General features: G+C 60.7%; 16 protein-coding genes. 7 read left to right on the top strand and 9 right to left on the bottom strand.

What is annotated here, in order from left to right; translation table 11 throughout:
* The first annotated feature begins 121 nt into the window (after positions 1–121).
* Together AAIE04_RS23795 and tnpA are read left to right on the top strand one after the other, a co-directional pair.
* Positions 122–1,402 (top strand): polysaccharide deacetylase family protein, encoded by a 1,281-nt coding sequence (locus tag AAIE04_RS23795; RefSeq protein WP_498577782.1) that lies wholly within the window; start codon positions 122–124, stop codon positions 1,400–1,402.
* A gap of 151 nt (positions 1,403–1,553) precedes the next feature.
* On the top strand, positions 1,554–2,000 hold the full coding sequence (tnpA, locus tag AAIE04_RS23800; RefSeq protein ID WP_498576569.1) for an IS200/IS605 family transposase: 447 nt from the start codon (positions 1,554–1,556) through the stop codon (positions 1,998–2,000).
* Between the two features lie 64 nt (positions 2,001–2,064).
* On the opposite strand, the gene panD is transcribed toward tnpA, so the two are convergent.
* The 3 genes from panD to panB all read right to left on the bottom strand — a co-directional run bounded on the left by panD (position 2,065) and on the right by panB (position 4,263).
* Complete coding sequence (gene panD, locus AAIE04_RS23805; protein WP_004937544.1) at positions 2,065–2,445, bottom strand: aspartate 1-decarboxylase; 381 nt, start codon at positions 2,443–2,445, stop codon at positions 2,065–2,067.
* Positions 2,446–2,590: 145 nt separating this feature from the next.
* The gene (gene panC, locus AAIE04_RS23810; protein WP_019456066.1) at positions 2,591–3,445 is read right to left on the bottom strand and encodes a pantoate--beta-alanine ligase; all 855 of its coding nucleotides are present in this window, start codon (positions 3,443–3,445) and stop codon (positions 2,591–2,593) included.
* 23 nt (positions 3,446–3,468) lie between these two features.
* Complete coding sequence (gene panB / locus AAIE04_RS23815) at positions 3,469–4,263, bottom strand: 3-methyl-2-oxobutanoate hydroxymethyltransferase (RefSeq protein WP_004937548.1); 795 nt, start codon at positions 4,261–4,263, stop codon at positions 3,469–3,471.
* 167 nt (positions 4,264–4,430) lie between these two features.
* Between panB and qseB the strand changes: the two genes are divergently transcribed.
* Together qseB and qseC are read left to right on the top strand one after the other, a co-directional pair.
* Positions 4,431–5,093, top strand: coding sequence for a quorum sensing response regulator transcription factor QseB (gene qseB, locus AAIE04_RS23820; protein WP_498577783.1), 663 nt, complete (start codon positions 4,431–4,433; stop codon positions 5,091–5,093).
* The gene (gene qseC, locus AAIE04_RS23825; protein ID WP_498577784.1) at positions 5,090–6,448 is read left to right on the top strand and encodes a quorum sensing histidine kinase QseC; all 1,359 of its coding nucleotides are present in this window, start codon (positions 5,090–5,092) and stop codon (positions 6,446–6,448) included. The genes qseB and qseC overlap by 4 nt, the downstream gene beginning before the upstream one ends.
* A 5-nt stretch (positions 6,449–6,453) precedes the next feature.
* On the opposite strand, the gene folK is transcribed toward qseC, so the two are convergent.
* From folK to thpR, 6 genes are all read right to left on the bottom strand, one after another.
* On the bottom strand, positions 6,454–6,954 hold the full coding sequence (folK, locus tag AAIE04_RS23830) for a 2-amino-4-hydroxy-6-hydroxymethyldihydropteridine diphosphokinase (protein WP_019456064.1): 501 nt from the start codon (positions 6,952–6,954) through the stop codon (positions 6,454–6,456).
* Positions 6,954–8,501 carry a polynucleotide adenylyltransferase PcnB gene (gene pcnB / locus AAIE04_RS23835; RefSeq protein WP_071532880.1) on the bottom strand — a complete coding sequence of 516 codons (1,548 nt, stop codon included), beginning with the start codon at positions 8,499–8,501 and terminating at the stop codon, positions 6,954–6,956. Before pcnB ends, folK begins: the two co-directional genes overlap by 1 nt.
* Before the next feature lie 61 nt (positions 8,502–8,562).
* Complete coding sequence (gene gluQRS, locus AAIE04_RS23840) at positions 8,563–9,474, bottom strand: tRNA glutamyl-Q(34) synthetase GluQRS (protein WP_498577785.1); 912 nt, start codon at positions 9,472–9,474, stop codon at positions 8,563–8,565.
* 72 nt (positions 9,475–9,546) lie between these two features.
* Positions 9,547–10,002 (bottom strand): RNA polymerase-binding protein DksA, encoded by a 456-nt coding sequence (gene dksA, locus AAIE04_RS23845; RefSeq protein WP_004937569.1) that lies wholly within the window; start codon positions 10,000–10,002, stop codon positions 9,547–9,549.
* Positions 10,003–10,185: 183 nt separating this feature from the next.
* Complete coding sequence (gene sfsA / locus AAIE04_RS23850; protein WP_019456062.1) at positions 10,186–10,893, bottom strand: DNA/RNA nuclease SfsA; 708 nt, start codon at positions 10,891–10,893, stop codon at positions 10,186–10,188.
* Positions 10,890–11,432, bottom strand: coding sequence for an RNA 2',3'-cyclic phosphodiesterase (thpR, locus tag AAIE04_RS23855; RefSeq protein WP_498577786.1), 543 nt, complete (start codon positions 11,430–11,432; stop codon positions 10,890–10,892). Before thpR ends, sfsA begins: the two co-directional genes overlap by 4 nt.
* 188 nt (positions 11,433–11,620) lie before the next feature.
* Here thpR and hrpB point away from each other — a divergent pair, with 188 nt between their 5' ends.
* The 3 genes from hrpB (at position 11,621) to fhuA (ending at position 19,120) form a co-directional block, all read left to right on the top strand.
* A complete protein-coding gene (hrpB, locus tag AAIE04_RS23860; RefSeq protein ID WP_498577787.1) occupies positions 11,621–14,059 on the top strand; it encodes an ATP-dependent helicase HrpB in 2,439 nt (812 codons plus the stop codon).
* A gap of 118 nt (positions 14,060–14,177) precedes the next feature.
* Entirely contained in the window at positions 14,178–16,670 is a 2,493-nt protein-coding gene (gene mrcB, locus AAIE04_RS23865; RefSeq protein ID WP_019456059.1) for a bifunctional glycosyl transferase/transpeptidase, read from the top strand.
* A 251-nt stretch (positions 16,671–16,921) separates the two neighbouring features.
* Complete coding sequence (fhuA, locus tag AAIE04_RS23870; protein ID WP_498577788.1) at positions 16,922–19,120, top strand: ferrichrome porin FhuA; 2,199 nt, start codon at positions 16,922–16,924, stop codon at positions 19,118–19,120.
* Positions 19,121–19,130: the final 10 nt, after the last annotated feature.

Here is a 19,130-nt window from a genome sequence, read left to right on the forward strand (position 1 = left end):
GCACGTAAATCAATAGAATTGCTCAAATAACCGTTAGTTCCCCGTTGTTCAAATCGTGCTATGCTGGCGCTCCACATTTCCTTCACTTTTGTCATTACGCACTCGTAAGCAGAACATCATCATGCGGCCTCAATACAAGTTAGCGGCTGGGTTACTCGGCATTCTGATGTCGTTGGTTTCCCCTGTGAGCCTGGCGAATTTGCTGTCGGAAGACAGCGCGGTTAAATCTGAATACATGGAAGCGCAACGCGACAGCGAAGTTTATGCGTTGGTGGGCGAACATGTGATCCCGGTAGGGGAAGTGAAACGCGGGCAGCTGATCCAGGTGTTCCCGGCAGATGCGGAATACTACGAATTCAAATTCGGGCACGGCACCGGCTTTATCGATAAAGACGACGTGCGTGAGCTGAAGAAGTCGCGCAAGGTGCAAGACGATCTGGGCGAACTGAACAAGCCGCTGACCAACCAGAATTTGATCACCCAAAAGGTGATCGACGTTTACACTGCGGCGGACAAAGAGAGCGAGGTCTTTGGCACGCTGGAAGGCAACTTGCGTTACCCGATCATCGGCAAGCTGAAGGATCGGCTGAACAACACCTGGTACGAGGTCAACATCGGCGATCGGCTGGGGTTCGTCAATGAACTGGACTGCGAGATCGATAACGGCATACCGGTGCTGACTTACCACCACCTACTTAAAAACGAAGAGAACAAGCGCTTCCGCCACACGTCGACCACCACCTCAGACGCGGCGTTCAGCAACCAGATGACCTACCTGAAACAGGCGGGCTACGACACCATTTCGCTGTATCAGCTGGAAGCCTACCTGAAGAACCAGATCAACCTGCCGGGCAAGGCGATCGTGCTGACCTTCGACGACGGGCTGAAATCGGTTTATCGCTACGCTTATCCGGTATTGAAGGATTACGGTTTCCGCGCGACGGCGTTCATCATCTCTTCGCGCATCAAGCGCCACCCGCAAAAATGGAACCCGGACTCGCTGCAGTTTATGAGCATCTCGGAGCTGAAGCAGATTCAGGACGTGTTCGACGTGCAGTCGCATACCCACTTCCTGCACCGCACCGACGGCAATCGCCAGCCGATTTTGCTGAGCCGTTCGCTGCACAATATCGAGTTCGATTTTGAGCGTTCACGCCGCGCGCTGTCGCAGTTCAATCCGCACGTGCTGTATCTGTCTTATCCGTTCGGCGGCTACAATCAGCGGGCGATTCAGGCGGCGCAGGATGCCGGCTTCCACATGGCGGTGACCACGGTGCAAGGCAAGGTGAAGCCGGGGGATAATCCCTATACGCTGAAGCGGCTGTATATTCTGCGCACCGATTCGATCCAGACCATGGCGGATCGAATAGCCAACAAGCCGGGCACGGTGGTGGTGCAGTAAGGGAGAACGGGCGCGCAAGGCGCCCGTTTTTATTATCAATCCTAAACCACCTCCTATGGAGGTGGTGATCGTTCATGTGGGGCTATGCCCGAAGGATGCTCATGCTAAATACTGCCTCGGTTTGTTACCAGCAAATCAAGGAGTAAGTAGCATGAGCAGATATGAATCTGCTTCCCACGTATTCTATCGATGTCAGTATCATCTCGTATGGACACCGAAGTACAGATACAAAATCCTCAAGGGTAATCTCGGTAAAGAGCTTTACCGCAGCATTTACATCTACTGCAATATGAAAAAATGCAGAGTAGTCGAACTAAATGTTCAGATAGATCATATACATCTGGTAGTTAGAACTCCACCGAGTTTAAGTGTTTCCGAGCTAATGGGATTTGTGAAAGGGCGGACAGCCATCAGGCTGTTCGCTAAGTTTCCTTATCTAAGAAAGCACAAGCTTTGGGGTAATCACTTTTGGCAAAGGGGATATTTTGTGGACTCGGTAGGGGCAAACGAAGAGATAATTCGACGATATGTACGGTACCAGGACAAGGTAGCGAAAGAGGAAGAAGAAAGACAAATGCAGCTAGGGCTAGAAAAGTAGTGTTTAAGCCCCCTTTTAGGGGGCTGTGTCAAAGCCACCTGCTAAGCAGGTGGATTTTTTACTGTCAGGCGACCTGAACCGGCACGGCTTTCGCCTTGCGCTGCAGGTTGTTGTCACCTTCGAAATAGGCGACTTTCGGGTGATGTTGGCGAGCGTCGGCGTCGGTCATCTGCACATAGGAGCAGATGATCAGCTTGTCGCCCACGCAGGCGCAGCGCGCGGCGGCGCCGTTGACCGAAATGATGCGCGAACCGCGCTCGGCGGCGATAGCGTAGGTGGAGAAGCGCTGGCCGTTATCCACGTTGTAAATATCGATCGCTTCATATTCCAGAATGCCGGCGGCCTCCAGGAAATCCTGGTCGATGGCGCAGGACCCTTCATAGTGCAAGTCAGCCTGAGTGACTTTGACGCGATGCAGCTTGCCTTGCAGCATAGTACGTATCATAGCTTTACCTAACTGAATATCGGCCTTCACAGGCGCTGGGGTTGAACATCTCTCCTGCATCCCTGCAATCTCTATCGTCACCGATTGCCCCGCCATTGTCTACCAATGGTCTTGGCTTCAGGGTGACGACAGTATAAAAAATGGCTTACAGCGTCAGATCGACTTGCTGGTTGTCGATAAGACGCGCCTTGCCCAACCAGGCGGCCATCAGCACCACCGCCCGTTGGCTGTCCACCGTCAGCGGCTGCAGACTGTCGGCGTCGCGAATGAATAGCTCATCCGGCGTAAAGCCGGCGGCGCGCAGCTGCTCGGCAGTCTGCTCCAGCAGTTCTTCGACATGGCGTTCGCCATTGGCCAGCTGTTGCGCCAGCGCGTTCATGATCTTGCTCAGCTGCGGCGCGATCTTGCGCTCTTCGGCGGTCAGGTAACCGTTGCGCGAACTGAGGGCCAGGCCGTCTTTGGCGCGTACGGTCGGCACGCCGACGATGTCGATGTCGTAACCCATGTCCGCCACCATTTTGCGGATCAGCGCCAGCTGTTGGTAATCCTTCTCGCCGAAACAGGCCAAATCAGGTTGCACCAGGTTGAACAGCTTGCTGACGATGGTGGAAACGCCGCGGAAGTGGCCCGGCCGGCTGGCGCCTTCCAGGATGGTGGAGATGCCCGGCACGTCGACGTAGGTCTGCTGCTCCAGCCCCTGCGGATAGACCGCGGCCGGGGCCGGCGCGAACACCAGATCGACGCCGCGGCGGGTCAGCTTCTCGCTGTCTTCCTGCAGCGTGCGCGGGTAGCGCGCCAGATCGTCCGGTCGCTCGAACTGCATCGGGTTGACGAAGATGCTCACCACCACCACGTCGGCACGGGCGCGCGCTTCATCGACCAGCGTCATGTGGCCGTCGTGCAGGTTGCCCATGGTCGGCACCAGCGCGATGCGTTTGCCTTCCTGGCGCCAGCGGCGGATCTGCTGGCGCAGCATCGGCAGGGTTTCGATAATAATCATTGGGTGACTCCTGGAACCATCGCTTAGTTAAAAGAGTGTTCAGCCGCCGGGTAGAGGCCTTGCTCCACTTCCTGAATGTAGTGCTGCACCGCCGTGCGGATATCGCCGCTCTGCGCCAGGAAGTTCTTGGCGAACTTCGGCGTGTGGCCGCCGGTGATGCCGAAGGCGTCGTGCATCACCAGGATCTGGCCGTCGGTGCCGTTGCCGGCGCCGATACCGATGACCGGAATGGACAGCGCTTCGGTGATCTGGCGCGCCAGCTCGGTCGGCACGCACTCCAGCACCAGCAGCTGAATGCCGGCCAGTTCCAGATTCTGCGCGTCCTGCAGCAGCTGTTTGGCGGCCAGTTCGTCGCGCCCTTGCACCTTATAGCCGCCGAACACGTTGACCGACTGCGGCGTCAGGCCCAGGTGGCCGCACACCGGCACCGCGCGCTCGGCGAGCATTTTCACCGTGTCGCACAGCCAACTGCCGCCTTCCAGTTTCACCATGTTGGCGCCGGCGCGCATCAGCTCGGCGGCATTGGCGAAGGTCTGTTCGGGGGTGGCGTAACTCATGAACGGCAGATCGGCCAGCAGCAGGCAGGCCGGCGCGCCGCGGCGCACGGCGCGCGTGTGATAGGCCACGTCGGCGACGGTGACCGGCAGCGTGGAGTCGTGGCCCTGCAGCGTCATGCCCAGCGAATCGCCCACCAACAGGACTTTGATGCCTTGCTCTTCAAACAGTTTGGCAAAGCTGGCATCGTAGGCGGTAAGGGTAGCAAACTTGCGTTGCTCCTGTTTCCACTGGCGCAAATGGGTCACGGTGGTGGGTTTCATCACAACGTCTCCTGAAACGGGCCGTGCGGCGTACGCAGGCCCAGGCTGCAAAAAAAGTGCAGCCATTCTACTGTAACCCGATCGGGGTGGGTAGCGCGGATCGCCATGCTTAAGCGGTTCTTAAGAACCTTGTGGTGCAATGGCGCCATGACTTAAAAGGGATACTCATGCGAATTTTGCTGATCGAAGATGACAAACTGATCGGGGACGGCATCAAGGCCGGGCTGACCAAACTCGGCTTCAATCTGGACTGGTTCACCGATGGCGCCGTCGGTAAAAACGCGCTGGACAGCGCGCCCTACGACGCGGTGATCCTCGATCTCAGTTTGCCGGGCCTCGACGGCCTGGATCTGCTGCGCCAGTGGCGCCAGGCCGGGCAGGATGTACCGGTATTGATCCTTACCGCCCGCGACGCGCTGGAGCAGCGGGTCAGCGGGCTGCAAAGCGGCGCCGACGATTACCTGTGCAAGCCGTTCGCGTTGGCCGAAGTGGCGGCGCGGCTGCAGGCGTTGATCCGTCGTCGCCACGGCCAACTGATGCCGCAGTTGACGCACGGCAACGTGGTGCTCGACAGCGCTACCCGCAGCGTGAGCTGCAACGGCGAGCCGGTGACGCTGACGCCGCGTGAATTGGCGGTGCTGGAACTGTTCCTGCACAACAAGGGGCGGGTGCTGGCGCGGCCGTTGATTCAGGAGAAGCTGTATAACTGGGACGACGAGGTGAGCAGCAACGCGGTGGAAGTGCATATTCATCACCTGCGGCGCAAGCTGGGCAACGGTTTCATCCGCACCATCCACGGCGTGGGTTACACGCTGGGGGATGCGCCGTGAAGCGTCTCAGCCTGCGGCTGCGCCTGATCCTGATCTTCAGCCTGTTGGCGCTGCTGACCTGGAGCACCGCCAGCGTGGTGGCCTGGGTGATGTCGCGCAACACCATCAACGAAGTGTTCGACACCCAACAGATGCTGTTCGCCAAACGGCTGGCGACCGCCAACCTCGGCGATCTGCTGGCCGATGAAAGCGCGCGCAGCCTGCCGAAAACCAAGAAGCTGGTGCACCACGGCAAGCGTGGCGAGCAGGACGACGACGCGCTGGCGTTCGCCATCTTCGATCGCCAGGGCAAGATGCTGCTCAACGACGGCGAGAACGGCGCCGACTTCCTGTTTGACGAAGAGCGTGAAGGTTTTACCGACGGCGAGCGCAAAGGTGATGACGACAGCTGGCGTCTGCTGTGGCTGACCAGCCCGGACGGTCGTTACCGTATCGTGGTTGGTCAGGAATGGGATTACCGGCGCGATATGGCGTTGGGCATGGTGACCGGCCAACTGGTGCCCTGGCTGGTGACGCTGCCGGTGCTGATGCTGCTGATCGCGCTGATGGTAGGGCGCGAGCTGCGGCCGCTGCGCGCGGTGGCGGCCGGTTTGCGCCGGCGCGCACCCGATGACGAGACGCCGCTGGACGCGCGCCAGGTGCCGACCGAGGTGCGTCCGCTGGTGGATGCGCTCAATGCGCTGTTTGCCCGCATCAACGCTTTGCTGGTGCGGGAACGGCGCTTCACCTCCGATGCCGCGCACGAGCTGCGTAGCCCGCTGGCGGCGCTGCGGGTGCAGACCGAAGTGGTGCAGTTGGCGGGGGACGATGCGCCGATGCGTGAGCATGCGCTGGACAATCTGACGGTGGGCATCGATCGCGCCACCCGGCTGGTGGATCAACTACTCACGCTGTCGCGGCTGGATTCGCTGTCGGATCTGGCCGAGCTGACGCCGATCGACTGGAACGAACTGGTGACGATGACCTTGGCGGAACAGGATAAGCAGGCTTATGCGGCGGGCGTGACGCTGCGTTATGAACAGCAGGGAACGCCGCCGGCGCGTCAGGGCCAGACCTTGCTGCTGTCGCTGCTATTGCGCAACTTGCTGGACAACGCGGTGCGCTACACCCCGAAGGGCGGCGTGGTCACCGTGACATTGAGCGAACGCTCGCTGACGGTGGAGGACGACGGTCCGGGGGTGACCACGGAGCATCTGGCGCGGCTGGGAGAACGCTTCTATCGCCCGCCGGGGCAGGAACAAACCGGCAGCGGGCTGGGATTATCGATCGTGCAGCGCATCGCCGGGCTGCATGGTTTGCAGGTCAGCTTCGCCAATCGCTCGGCGGGCGGGTTCGTTGCGCGGCTGGCGCTGTAGGCGGGTCAGGACTTCGGTTTGGGCTGATGCCACAGCGCCATGCCGTTTTCCGGCACGCGCTTGAGGCAGCTGGCGAGCGGTTCGCCATCGGGGAAAATCAGGTCAGGGGCGATTTCCGCCAGCGGGTAGAGCATGAATTCGCGCTCTTTCAGGCCGTAATGCGGCACCGTCAGACGCTCGGTATGGATCACCTTGTCGCCGTACAGCATGATGTCCAGATCGAGCGTGCGCGGCCCCCAGCGTTCGTCCTTGCGCACGCGCCCCTGATTGCGTTCTATCGCCTGGGTATGGTCGAGCAGCTGTTCGGGCGGCAACAGGGTATCCAGTGCCACCACCGCATTGAGAAAATCCGGCTGGTTTTGCGGCCCCAGCGGCTTGGTGCGGTAAAACGAAGAACAGGTGACCAACCGGGTGCGCGGGAGATGCTCCAGCGCCTCCAGTGCGGCTTTAACCTGTTGCAGCGGCTGCGCCAGGTTGCTGCCCAGCGCGATATAAACGCGGATCATTATGCCCCTTCTTTACGCGGTGCCCGGCGGCGAGGGCGGCGTTGACGCGCGCGGCGCGGCGCCGGATCGTCACCCAGGGTGCTCAGCATGGCTTTCTGCCGCGCCGGCGTGGCGTCCTGGAATTCGCCCCACCACTCGGCCAGACGCAACATTTCCTGATTGTCTTCCACTTCCGCGCGCAGCGCCAGCAAATCATAGGCGGCGCGGAATTTCGGATGCTCCATCAGTTTGTGCGCGCGTTTGCCCTGGCGGCGGGACAGGCGCAGCTGCAGCTGCCAGATATCGCGCACCAGCGTGGTGATGCGTTTCGGGATGGCCAGCGAGCGGCACTGCTCGTCGAGCACGTCGTTCATCGCCAGCGCGAAGGCGTCGTAATAGGCCAGGCCGCTTTCCTGCGCCAGCTTCTGCGCGTGCTCCAGCAGCGGGTACCACAGCATGGCGGCGAACAGGAACGCCGGATTGACGCGCATGTCGTTCTGCAGACGATGATCGGTGTTCTTCAGCACCTGCACCAGAATGCGTTCCATCGGCGTATCGTGGTTCGGCGTAAAGTTTCGGGCGATCAGCGGGAACAGCGGTTGGAACAGCTGGTATTCGCACAGCTTCAGGTAGGTCTGGAAACCGTAACCCGCCTGCAGCAGCTTGAGGGATTCTTCGAACAGACGCGCCGGTGGGATCTCATGCAGCAGCGAGGCCAGACGCGGGATCGGCTCGGCGGTTTCTTCGCTGATGCGCATATCCAGTTTGGCGGCGAAGCGCACCGCGCGCAGCATGCGCACCGGATCTTCGCGGTAGCGGGTTTCCGGATCGCCGATCAGGCGAATCACGCCTTGTTTCAGGTCGTTCAGGCCGCCGACGTAATCGCGCAGGGTGAAATCCGCCACGCCGTAGTACAGGCTGTTGATGGTGAAATCACGGCGCTGGGCGTCTTCCTCGATCGAGCCGAAGATGTTGTCGCGCAGCAGCATGCCGTTTTGTGCCTGCTGGGAGGAGTTCTTGTCGGATTCCTGATTTTGTTCGTGGTGGCCGCGGAAAGTAGCCACTTCGATGATCTCCGGCCCGAACATCACGTGCGCCAGGCGGAAGCGGCGACCGACCAGGCGGCAGTTGCGGAACAGCTTGCGCACTTGCTCCGGCGTAGCGTTGGTGGTGATGTCGAAGTCTTTCGGCTTTTTGCCGAGCAACAAATCGCGTACGCCGCCGCCGACCAGATAGGCCTCGTAGCCGGACTTGTTCAGGCGATAAAGCACTTTCAGCGCATTCTCGCTGATGTCTTTGCGGGAAATCGAGTGCTGTTCGCGCGGGATCACGGTCATCGAGTCGTTGCTCTCGGCGAGGGGGAAAGGCGGACGCTTGCGCGGCGTTGAGCGGCGGGCAGGGGCGCTGCTGCCGTTATCGGCGGCGCGCGGCTGTGGCGCAGGGCGGCTTGGCGCCGCGGCACGCTCTTCGCGGACTACGTTTTTATCGCCGGCCGCCGCGTCGTCGCGGGGCAGCTTGTCATCGCGGGTCAGTACCTTACGACAGAAGTTGGCTACTCGGGTAAAAATGGTACACCTCGATAGTGACTGATAAAAATGGAGCTAACAAAAAATAGCGGCTAATCATAGCTCACCAGGGCTCCTTTGAGAATGCCGGCGTGTTTTCATCCAGAGGGATAGCCTCCTGACGCGGCACGTTTTCCAACCGCCAATGTTCGACTGCCCAGCTCAATAATAATGGCAGGTCAAGATCTTGCCAGCTTTCCGGCAGCGGTTGGCGCAGAAATTCCAGCGCGGCGATCAGCACCGGGCGCGGATCGCCTGCGGGCAACGCCGGCGCATGATTTTGCTTCGACAGCTTGATGCCGTTGGCGCCCAGCGCCAGCGGCAGATGCACATAGGCCGGCTCCGGCGCCTGCAGCTGGCGGTAGAGGGCGATTTGGCGCACCGTCGGTTCGATCAGGTCGGCGCCGCGCACAATCTCGGTCACGCCCTGAAAATGGTCGTCGATCACCACCGCCAGGTTATAGGCGAACAGCCCGTCGCGGCGGCGAATGATGAAGTCTTCTCCCGCCAGAGCCGGATCGGCGTGCAGCTCTCCCTGCAGGCGATCGTGGAACCCGTAAACGGGCGCGGTCTGGCGCAAGCGGATGGCGGCACCCTGCGGGCCGAGCTGCAAATCGCGGCAGTGGCCGTCGTACAATCCGCCGATGTGCTGGATGCGGCTGCGGGTGCAGGTGCAGTAATAGCTGAGCCCCTGGCGCTGCAACAGATCCAGCGTGGCGCGGTAGGCATCGTGACGTTGGGATTGATAGATGACCTGGCCGTCCCAGTGGAGACCATAATGTTCCAGCGCGGACAGGATGCGAGCGGCGGCGCCGGGGACTTCACGCGGCGGGTCGATATCTTCGATGCGAACCAGCCACTGCCCGCGTTGGGCGCGAGCCTGAAGGTAGCTTCCCAGAGCGGCAATCAGCGAACCGAAATGCAGATCCCCGGAAGGCGATGGGGCAAAGCGCCCCACATAATGACTTTCTTGCATATCAGAGGGGAGAGGTTCCCTTTTCTCTGTGCGGCGCGCGAGGGTGCGCACGCCGCAGCGGTAACAACGGTATTAGCCGGCCATCTGCTTTTCGCGGATCTCAGCCAGCGTCTTGCAGTCGATGCACAGATCGGCGGTCGGACGCGCTTCGAGGCGACGAATACCGATCTCCACGCCACAAGATTCGCAGTAGCCGAAATCATCGTCTTCCACTTTCTTCAGCGTTTTCTCGATCTTTTTGATCAGTTTGCGTTCACGGTCACGGTTACGCAGTTCAAGGCTGAACTCTTCTTCCTGAGTGGCACGGTCGGCCGGATCAGGGAAGTTGGCTGCCTCTTCTTGCATATGCGATACAGTACGGTCCACTTCGTCCCTGAGCTGGTTGCGCCACGCTTCAAGAATGCGCTTGAAATGCGACAACTGGGCGTCGTTCATGTACTCTTCGCCCGGCTTCTCTTGGTACGGCTCCACCCCAGCGATGGCGAGAATGCTCAAGGACGAGGTTTTACGGTTTTGCCCTTCTTGCATGTTGCTTCTCCTACATACACACGCACTATCGAATCCCCAATGCGGGGGAAAAACAGGCCGCTATAAATAACAGAAGGAAGGTAGGTTGGCAATTATTCCTGTCGCCCGCTTGACAATCGTGTGAAGGAAGGCGTATTTGGCGATCGTGCTGGTCGGTTGTCTATTTATAGGGACCCGACTGCGCTAATCGATAAAAAACGGCAGCTTATCGCAGAGATAAATACCGTCAGGTGATAATTTTGCCCCGTAGCAAACCACTTCCACTCCCAACTGCCGGACCTGTGCCAACAGCGCCGCATAGCGCTCATCTATATGATGTGCCGGTGCGACCTGCTCAATACCGCTGTGTAACACGGCAAAGAACAACACCGCCCGTTGCCCGCTTTCAACCACGCTGAGCAACTCACGCAGGTGCTTTTGCCCTCTGAGCGTTACCGCATCAGGAAAGTAACCACGTTGTTGTTGCAGTAATGTGACTGACTTAACTTCAATATAGCAGTTAACCCGGTTTTCTGCCTGTAATAACAAATCGATACGGCTGTTTTCAGCGCCGTATTTCACTTCGCCGCTAATTTTACTGTAACCGGATAATTCATTGATTAAATTGTGTTCAATTGCCTCACGCACCAGCGCGTTGGCGCGCAGGGTGTTGACACAGATCCAGTGCCCCTGTTGGGTATGGGTCAGTTCCCAGCTGTGGGCGTATTTGCGTTTGGGATTGTCCGAGGTGGAGTACCAAACGGTGTCGCCAGGCGTAGCGCAACCGGTCATGGCGCCGGTATTGGCGCAGTGCAGCGTAAAGGTTTCCCCTTCCGGGGTGATCACGTCCGCCAGAAAGCGCTTGTAACGTTTGATCAGCGTGGCGGAGCGCAGCGGTGGAGAGAAAATCATGCGGATGCCTGCTTGGCCAGCGGCCACTGTTCGAGGTGTTGGTAACGAGTGCGGCCGTTTTCGAATACCGACTCATACAAGGAAAAGGCGTCGGCGCTGAATGTCCAACCCGGCGTCGCCGGCGGGATCGCCACCGGCTGGGTGGCGGCGCGCAGCAGCGTGATGTGCGGATGGAACGGCAACGCGCTTTGATGGCAGCCGCTGCGGGCGGCCTGCGAACGCAACAGCTCGGCCAGCTGCAACAGCCCGCGCGGCGCGCGGCGGGTGCCGAGCCAGACCACGCCGGGGCGCGGCCAATGGCCGAGATCGTCGAGCCGCATGCTGAAGCCGGGTTGCACGATGCGGCCGGCCAGCTTGCGCAGCGCCAGCTCTTTTTGGGCGGAGACCTCGCCGAGAAACGCCAGCGTCAGGTGCAAATTGGCCGCCACCACCGGTCGGCCGGCCTCTGGCGCAAACGCCTCGGCGCGCCAGCGGATCACCTGCTGTTGCAGGGCATCAGGCAAGGACAAGGCGAAAAACAGGCGGCGCGAATTGGACATGGGGGCTCGGTAAATAATGACGAATCCGTCGGGACAGACAGGAATGCGGCTTGCAACGGCCCCACGAGGGGCGGGGCACATGGATGAGCTCCGTACTATAGCTAACGCCGCCGCAGTTTGAAAGGCTACGGGGATACAGCTAATGCTACACTGTACGCCGTTTAACGTTAACCACTACGGAGAATTCAGTGTCTTCATTGCCCGTCAGCGCGGTGCTCGATGAGTTGCTGGCTGCGCTGCAGTCTGCCCCGCAGGTGCTGTTGCACGCCCCGACCGGCGCCGGTAAATCCACCTGGCTGCCGCTGCAGATCCTGGCTAACGCCGGGCTGCCGGGGCGCATTATCATGCTGGAGCCGCGGCGGCTGGCGGCGAAAAACGTCGCTTACCGTCTGGCGCAGCAACTGGGAGAAGAGCCCGGTCAGACCGTGGGCTACCGCATGCGCGCCGAAAGTAAAAGCGGGCCGCAGACCCGGCTGGAGGTCGTGACGGAAGGCATTCTCACCCGCATGCTGCAGCAGGATGCCGAGCTGCAGGGCGTATCGTTGGTGATCCTCGATGAATTCCACGAGCGCAGCCTGCAGGCCGATCTGGCGCTGGCGATGCTGCTCGATGTGCAGCAAGGGCTGCGCGACGATCTGAAACTGCTGATCATGTCGGCTACGTTGGATAACGCCCGTATGACGCAGCTGCTGCCGGAAGCGCCGGTGGTGGTGTCCGAAGGGCGCAGCTTCCCGGTTGAGCGCCAGTATCAGCCGTTGGCCAGCCATCTGCGGCTGGAAGACGGCGTTGCGGCGGCGGTGAAGCGCCTGCTGGCCGAGCAGGCGGGGTCGTTGCTGCTGTTCCTGCCGGGTGTGGCGGAGATCAATCGGGTGCTGGAGCGCTTGACCGGCGAGGTGGCGAGCGATACCGATCTTTGCCCGCTGTATGGCGCGTTGCCGCTGGCGCAGCAGCAAAAAGCGATTCAGCCGGCGGCGTCTGGCCGCCGCAAGGTGGTGCTGGCGACCAACATCGCCGAGACCAGTCTGACTATTGAAGGCATTCGGTTGGTGGTGGACAGCGGCCTGGAGCGCGTGGCGCGCTACGAGGTGCGCAACGGTTTGACGCGGCTGGCGACGCAGCGCATCAGTCAGGCTTCGATGGTGCAGCGCGCCGGGCGTGCTGGGCGCCTGGAGCCGGGCATTTGCTGGCACCTGTTCGCCAAGGAGCAGGCGGAGCGTGCGGTGGAACACGCTGAACCGGAAATTTTACAGAGCGATCTCACCGGTTTCTGGCTCGAACTGCTGCAGTGGGGTTGTCATGATCCGGCGCAACTGACCTGGCTTGACGCGCCTCCGGCGGCGGCATTGGCGGCGGCCAGGGCGTTGCTGCAGCGGCTGGGGGCCACGGATGACGGCGACAAGCTCACCGCGTCGGGGCGCCAGATGGCCGCATTGGGCTGTGAGCCACGGCTGGCGGCGATGCTGGTCGCCGGCGCGGCGCTGAGCGCCGATGGCCTGGCAACGGCGGCGTTGCTGACGGCATTGCTGGAGGAGCCGCCGCGCGGCGGGCAGATGGATATCGGCTACTGGCTGAGCCGCCCGCAGCCGAACTGGCGGCAGCGCGCCGCGCAGTTGGCCAAACGCCTGCCGCAGCGTGCGGGGCAAATCGATATCGATCTGGCACCGCGTCTGCTGGCGCTGGCGTTTACCGATCGCATCGCCCAGCGGCGCGGTCAGGATGGCCGCTACCTGCTGGCCAACGGCATGGGCGCGGCGATGAACCAGGACGAAGCGCTGTCGCGCGCGCCGTGGCTGATCGTCCCCAGTCTGTTGCAGGGCCACAACAGCCCCGATGCGCGTATTTTGCTGGCGTTGCCGGTCGATATCGAGGCGCTGGCGGCGCAGCTGCCGGCGATCGTCACGCCGCGTACGGCGGTGGAGTGGGATGAAGAGAAGGGCACGCTGCGCGCCTGGAAGCGCCAGCAGATCGGCCGTCTGACGTTGCGCGCCCAGCCGCTGGCCAAACCGGCGGATGAAGAGCTGCGGCAGGCGCTGCTCGATTGGGTGCGCGCGCAGGGGTTGGCGGTGCTCAACTGGGAGGGCGCCGCCGAACAATTGCGGGTGCGCCTGCAGTGTGCGCAAGCCTGGCTGCCGGAGGCGGAATGGCCGGCGATGGACGAAGAACCGCTGCTGGCGGCGTTGGAACAGTGGCTGCTGCCGTCGCTGAGCGGCGTGCGCGATCTGCGCGGGTTGAAGCAGGTCAACATCGCCGAGGCGCTGTCACGGCTGTTGGACTGGCAGCAAAAGCAGCGGCTGGATAATGCGCTACCCACTCATTACACTGTGCCGACCGGCAGCCGCTTGCCAATCCGTTATGAGGCCGGCAAACCGCCGGCGCTGGCGGTACGATTGCAGGAAGTGTTCGGTGAGCAGCGCAGCCCGATGCTGGCGGAGGGTCGCATCCCGGTGGTGCTTGAGTTACTCTCACCGGCGCACCGGCCGTTGCAAATCACCGGCGATCTGGCGGCCTTCTGGCAAGGCGCCTATCGTGAGGTGCAAAAAGAGATGAAGGGCCGCTACCCGAAACATGCGTGGCCGGACGACCCGGCCACGGCGGTACCGACGCGCCGAACGAAAAAATATCAGTAGGCCGCGAGCATTTAAGGTTTGGAATTCAGATGTTTCTTCTGGTCAGCGCCATGGCGTCGGCACAGATTAAGCGACTCATTATGGCCGGCAGTGTCGGCAAGCTCGGAGAACAACAGCCATGGCTGGGGATGACCGCGAGCCCATCGGGCGCAAAGGAAAACAACCAAAAAGCACCGCGTCGCGCAAGCCGCCGCGCCGTCGCCGAGACGACGATTATGACGATTACGAAGAAGACGAGTATGACGATGATGAGTATGAAGAGGAGGAGGAACGCATGCCGCGTAAGGTAAAAGCGACTCCGCCGCGTAAAAAACGCCGCTGGCTCGGCCTGTTTATCAAACTGATCCTGGTGATCGCTGTCCTGTTGGCGATCTATGGCGTCTACCTGGACTCGCAGATCCGCAGCCGCATCGACGGTAAAGTCTGGCAGCTGCCGGCGGCGGTGTACGGCCGCATGGTCAACCTGGAACCGGGCATGCCGTACAGCAAGAAGGAAATGGTCAACCTGTTGGAAGGCATGCAGTATCGCCAGGTCAGCCGCATGACACGTCCGGGCGAGTTTACCGTGCAGGCTAACAGCATCGAGATGCTGCGCCGCCCGTTCGACTTCCCGGATGGTAAAGAAGGCCAGATCCGCGCTCGCCTCGATTTCCAGAACAACCGCCTGGCGAAGATCGAAAATCTGGACAGCGGCCGCAGCTTCGGCTTCTTCCGCCTCGATCCGCGTCTTATCACCATGCTGCAGTCGCCGAACGGCGAACAGCGTCTGTTTGTACCGCGCTCCGGCTTCCCGGATCTGCTGGTGGATACGCTGATCGCCACGGAAGACCGCCACTTCTATGAGCATGACGGCATCAGCCCTTACTCCATCGGCCGTGCGGTGCTGGCCAACCTGACCGCCGGCCGTGCAGTGCAGGGCGGCAGTACCCTGACGCAGCAGCTGGTGAAGAACCTGTTCCTGAGCAACGAACGTTCGCTGTGGCGTAAGGCCAACGAAGCCTATATGGCGCTGTTGGTGGATTACCGTTACAGCAAGGACCGCATTCTGGAACTGTATCTGAACGAGGTGTACCTCGGCCAGAGCGGCAGCGATCAGATCCGCGGTTTCCCGTTGGCCAGCCTGTACTACTTCGGCCGTCCGGTGGACGAGCTGAGCCTCGATCAGCAGGCGCTGCTGGTCGGCATGGTCAAGGGCGCGTCGCTGTACAACCCGTGGCGCAACCCGAAATTGGCGCTGGAGCGCCGCAATCTGGTGCTCAAGCTGTTGCAGAACCAGGGCGTGATCGACGGCGAGCTGTATGACATGCTGAGCGCGCGTCCGCTGGGCGTGCAGCCGAAAGGCGGCGTCATTACGCCACAGCCGGCATTTATGCAGATGGTGCGCCAGGAACTGCAGAGCAAGCTGGGCGATAAGGTCAATGACCTGTCCGGCGTGAAGATCTTCACCACGCTGGATCCGGTGTCGCAAGACGCGGCGGAAAAAGCGGTCGAAGACGGCATTCCGGCGCTGCGCGCCGCGCGTCATCTGCAGGATCTGGAAGCGGCGATGGTGATTGTCGATCGCTTCAGCGGTGAAGTGCGCGCCATGGTCGGCGGCGCCAACCCGCAGTTCGCCGGTTTCAACCGCGCCATGCAGGCGCGCCGTCTGGTCGGCTCGTTGGCCAAGCCGCCGACGTACCTGACCGCGCTATCCGAACCGGATAAATACCGCCTCAACACCTGGCTGGCGGATGCGCCGCTGTCGCTGAAACAGCCGAACGGGGCCGTTTGGCAGCCGAACAACTATGACCGTAAATTCCGCGGTCAGGTGATGCTGGTGGATGCGCTGGCCAACTCGCTGAACGTGCCGACGGTGAACCTCGGTCTGTCGGTTGGGCTGGATCAGATCAGCGCCACGCTGCAACGTCTGGGCATCCCAAAAGCGGAGATCAACCCGGTGCCTTCGATGCTGCTGGGGGCGATCGGCCTGACGCCGATGGAAGTGGCGCAGGAGTATCAGACCATCGCCAGCGGCGGTAACCGTGCGCCGCTGTCGGCGGTGCGTTCGGTGATCGCCGAAGACGGCACGGTGCTGTACCAGAGCTTCCCGCAGGCGGAACGCATGGTGCCGGCGCAGGCCGCTTACCTGACGCTGTATGCGATGCAGCAGGGCGTAGCGCGCGGGACCTCCCGTTCGCTGTCGGTGAAGTTCCCGAACTACAACCTGGCGGCGAAAACCGGTACCACCAACGATTTGCGCGACAGCTGGTTTGCCGGCATCGACGGTAAAGAGGTGGCGATCGCCTGGGTGGGGCGCGACAACAACGGCCCGGCCAAGCTGACCGGCGCCAACGGTGCCTTGACCCTGTATCGCCGTTATCTGGAAAACCAGACGCCGCTGCCGCTGATGCTGCAGCCGCCGGAAGGCATTAACCAGATGAGCATCGACTCTGCCGGCAACTTTATCTGCGGCGGTGGCAGTTGGCGCACCATCCCGGTCTGGACCGACAATCCGCAGGGATTGTGCCAGGCCAGCCAGGCGGCGGTGCAGCAACAGCAGCAACCGGCGGCGGGTGAGCAAAAAGATGGCGATGGCGTCGCCGGCTGGATCAAGGATATGTTCGGTCAGTAATCGCTACCGGGGCGCCGGCCCCGGTGAAAATTTTTTCTTTGTTATTAAGCCCGTAACCTTGGTTGCGGGTTTTTTTGTTTTTCCGCTCGTTTTATTTCCCTGCTAACCGCAAGGCTAAGCGCCTAATCCTTAACCTATTTGCCCTGTGAATTCGGCTTGCAGTTTAATTTGGCTTCTGCATAAAATGCGACGCTTATAATAATTATTATCGTTTACATTCGTCATTTAATTATTCATCAGAGAAATCAACTATGCCGACCAAGCGTCTTTCATCATCTGCGGCCAAGCAGGGCCGTACTCCCGTCAGCGCGTTAGCGATCACCGTCGCCGCAGCGTTGGGCACGCTGGCGATGCCGGCTTTCTCCGCCGATGCCAAGCCGGCCGCCAAGGAAGACACGATTACCGTTGTGGGCGGCAGCAATACCGCCCAGCAGGAAAGCGCCTGGGGGCCGGTCGGCACCTATGTCGCCAAACGCAGCGCCACCGGCACCAAAACCGATACGCCAATAGAGAAGAATCCGCAGTCCGTTTCCGTGGTGACGCGTGAAGAGATGGATATGCGCCAACCGGATACGGTGAAGGGCGCGCTGGCCTATGCGCCGGGCGTATTTGCCAGCCGCGGCAGCTCCACGACCTATGACGCGGTGGCGATCCGCGGCTTCCCGGCCACCAACACCACCCAGTATCTGGATGGCCTGCGGTTGCTGGGCGACAACTACAGTGAAGCGTCCATCGATCCTTATTTCCTTGAGCGCGCCGAGCTGCTGCGCGGCCCGGTTTCGGTGCTGTACGGCAAAAGCAACCCGGGCGGTTTGGTCGCCATGGTCAGCAAGCGGCCAACCACCGAACCGCTGCACGAAATCCAGTTCAAAATGGGCACCGATAACCTGTTCCAGACCGGCTTCGATTTCAGCGACGCGCTGGACGATCAGGGGATCTATTCCTACCGTCTGACCGGCCTGGCGAAAGACAGCGATACGCAGCAGACCATGAGCAAAGAGAAGCGCTATGCGATCGCGCCGTCCTTTAGCTGGCGCCCGGATGACAAAACCAACTTCACGCTGTTGGCCAACATTCAAAACGATCCTTATACCGGCTATTACGGCTGGCTGCCGAAGCAGGGGACGCTGATCCCGTTGCCGAACGGCAGCAAACTGCCGACCGATTTCAACGAAGGCGAAGCCAGCAACTATATGGCGCGCAAGCAGCGAATGATCGGCTACAGTTTCGAACACGCCTTCAACGATACCTGGGCGGTGCGCCAGAACCTGCGTTATATGCAGGTGGACACCGATATGAAGAGCATCTACGGCAGCGGCGTTTCTGCGACGACGCCGACGACGATTAATCGTGCCTATGTCCAGTCGAAAGAACATCTGAACAATTTCTCCGTAGATACCCAGGCGCAGGCGAAGGTGAAAACCGGCGATATCGATCACACGCTGCTGTTCGGCGTGGATTACATGCGCATGCGTAACGATATCAATGCCGCATATGGTTCTGCAGACGGTCTGAGCATGACCAATCCGCAATACGGAAATGACGCGGTCAACATCAACTTCCCTTACCATTACCTGAACCGTCAGGAGCAAACCGGCCTGTATGTGCAGGAACAAGGGGGGTGGAACCAGTGGCTGTTGACGCTGGGTGGGCGCTATGACTGGGCGAAGACTTCCGCTTACAATCGCGATGCGAGTTCGACGAGCCAGCAGACCGATCGGCAGTTCACCTGGCGCGGCGGCCTGAACTACCTGTTCGACAATGGCGTGACGCCGTATTTCAGCTACAGCGAGTCGTTTGAACCGAATCTGGGCACGACGCAAGGGGGCAGCACCTTCAAGCCTTCGATCGGCAAGCAGTATGAAGCTGGCGTGAAATACGTGCCGAAGGATCGTCCGATCGTACTGACCGGTGCGCTATATCAGCTGACCAAAAACAATAACCTGACGCCGGATCCGAGCAATGCGCAGTTCAGCGTGCAGAGCGGCGAGATCCGCTCGCGCGGCGTGGAGCTGGAAGCCAAGGCGGCGTTGAACGCCAACGTCAACCTGATCGCCTCCTATACCTATACCGATGCGAAGTACACCAAGGACAACACTTACCAGGGTAAACCGACCGTCGAGGTGCCGAAACACATGGCTTCGCTGTGGGCGGATTATACCTTCCACGAAACGGCGGTGAGCGGCCTGACGCTGGGCTCCGGCGTGCGTTATGTGGGTTCCAGCTCGAGCTTCAACAGCGATAACTCCGCCTTTAAGGTGCCGGATTACACGCTGGTGGACGCTACCATTAAATACGATCTGGCGCGCTTTGGCCTGCCGGGCTCGTCCGTGGGCGTTAACATCAATAACCTGTTCGACAAGACCTACGTGTCGAGTTGCTACCGCGACTACGCCTGCTACTGGGGCGCAGAACGCCAGGTGGTCGCCACCGCAACCTTCCGTTTCTAACCGGATAGCC

The organism is Serratia sp. Ae19-1 (genome assembly GCF_059801225.1).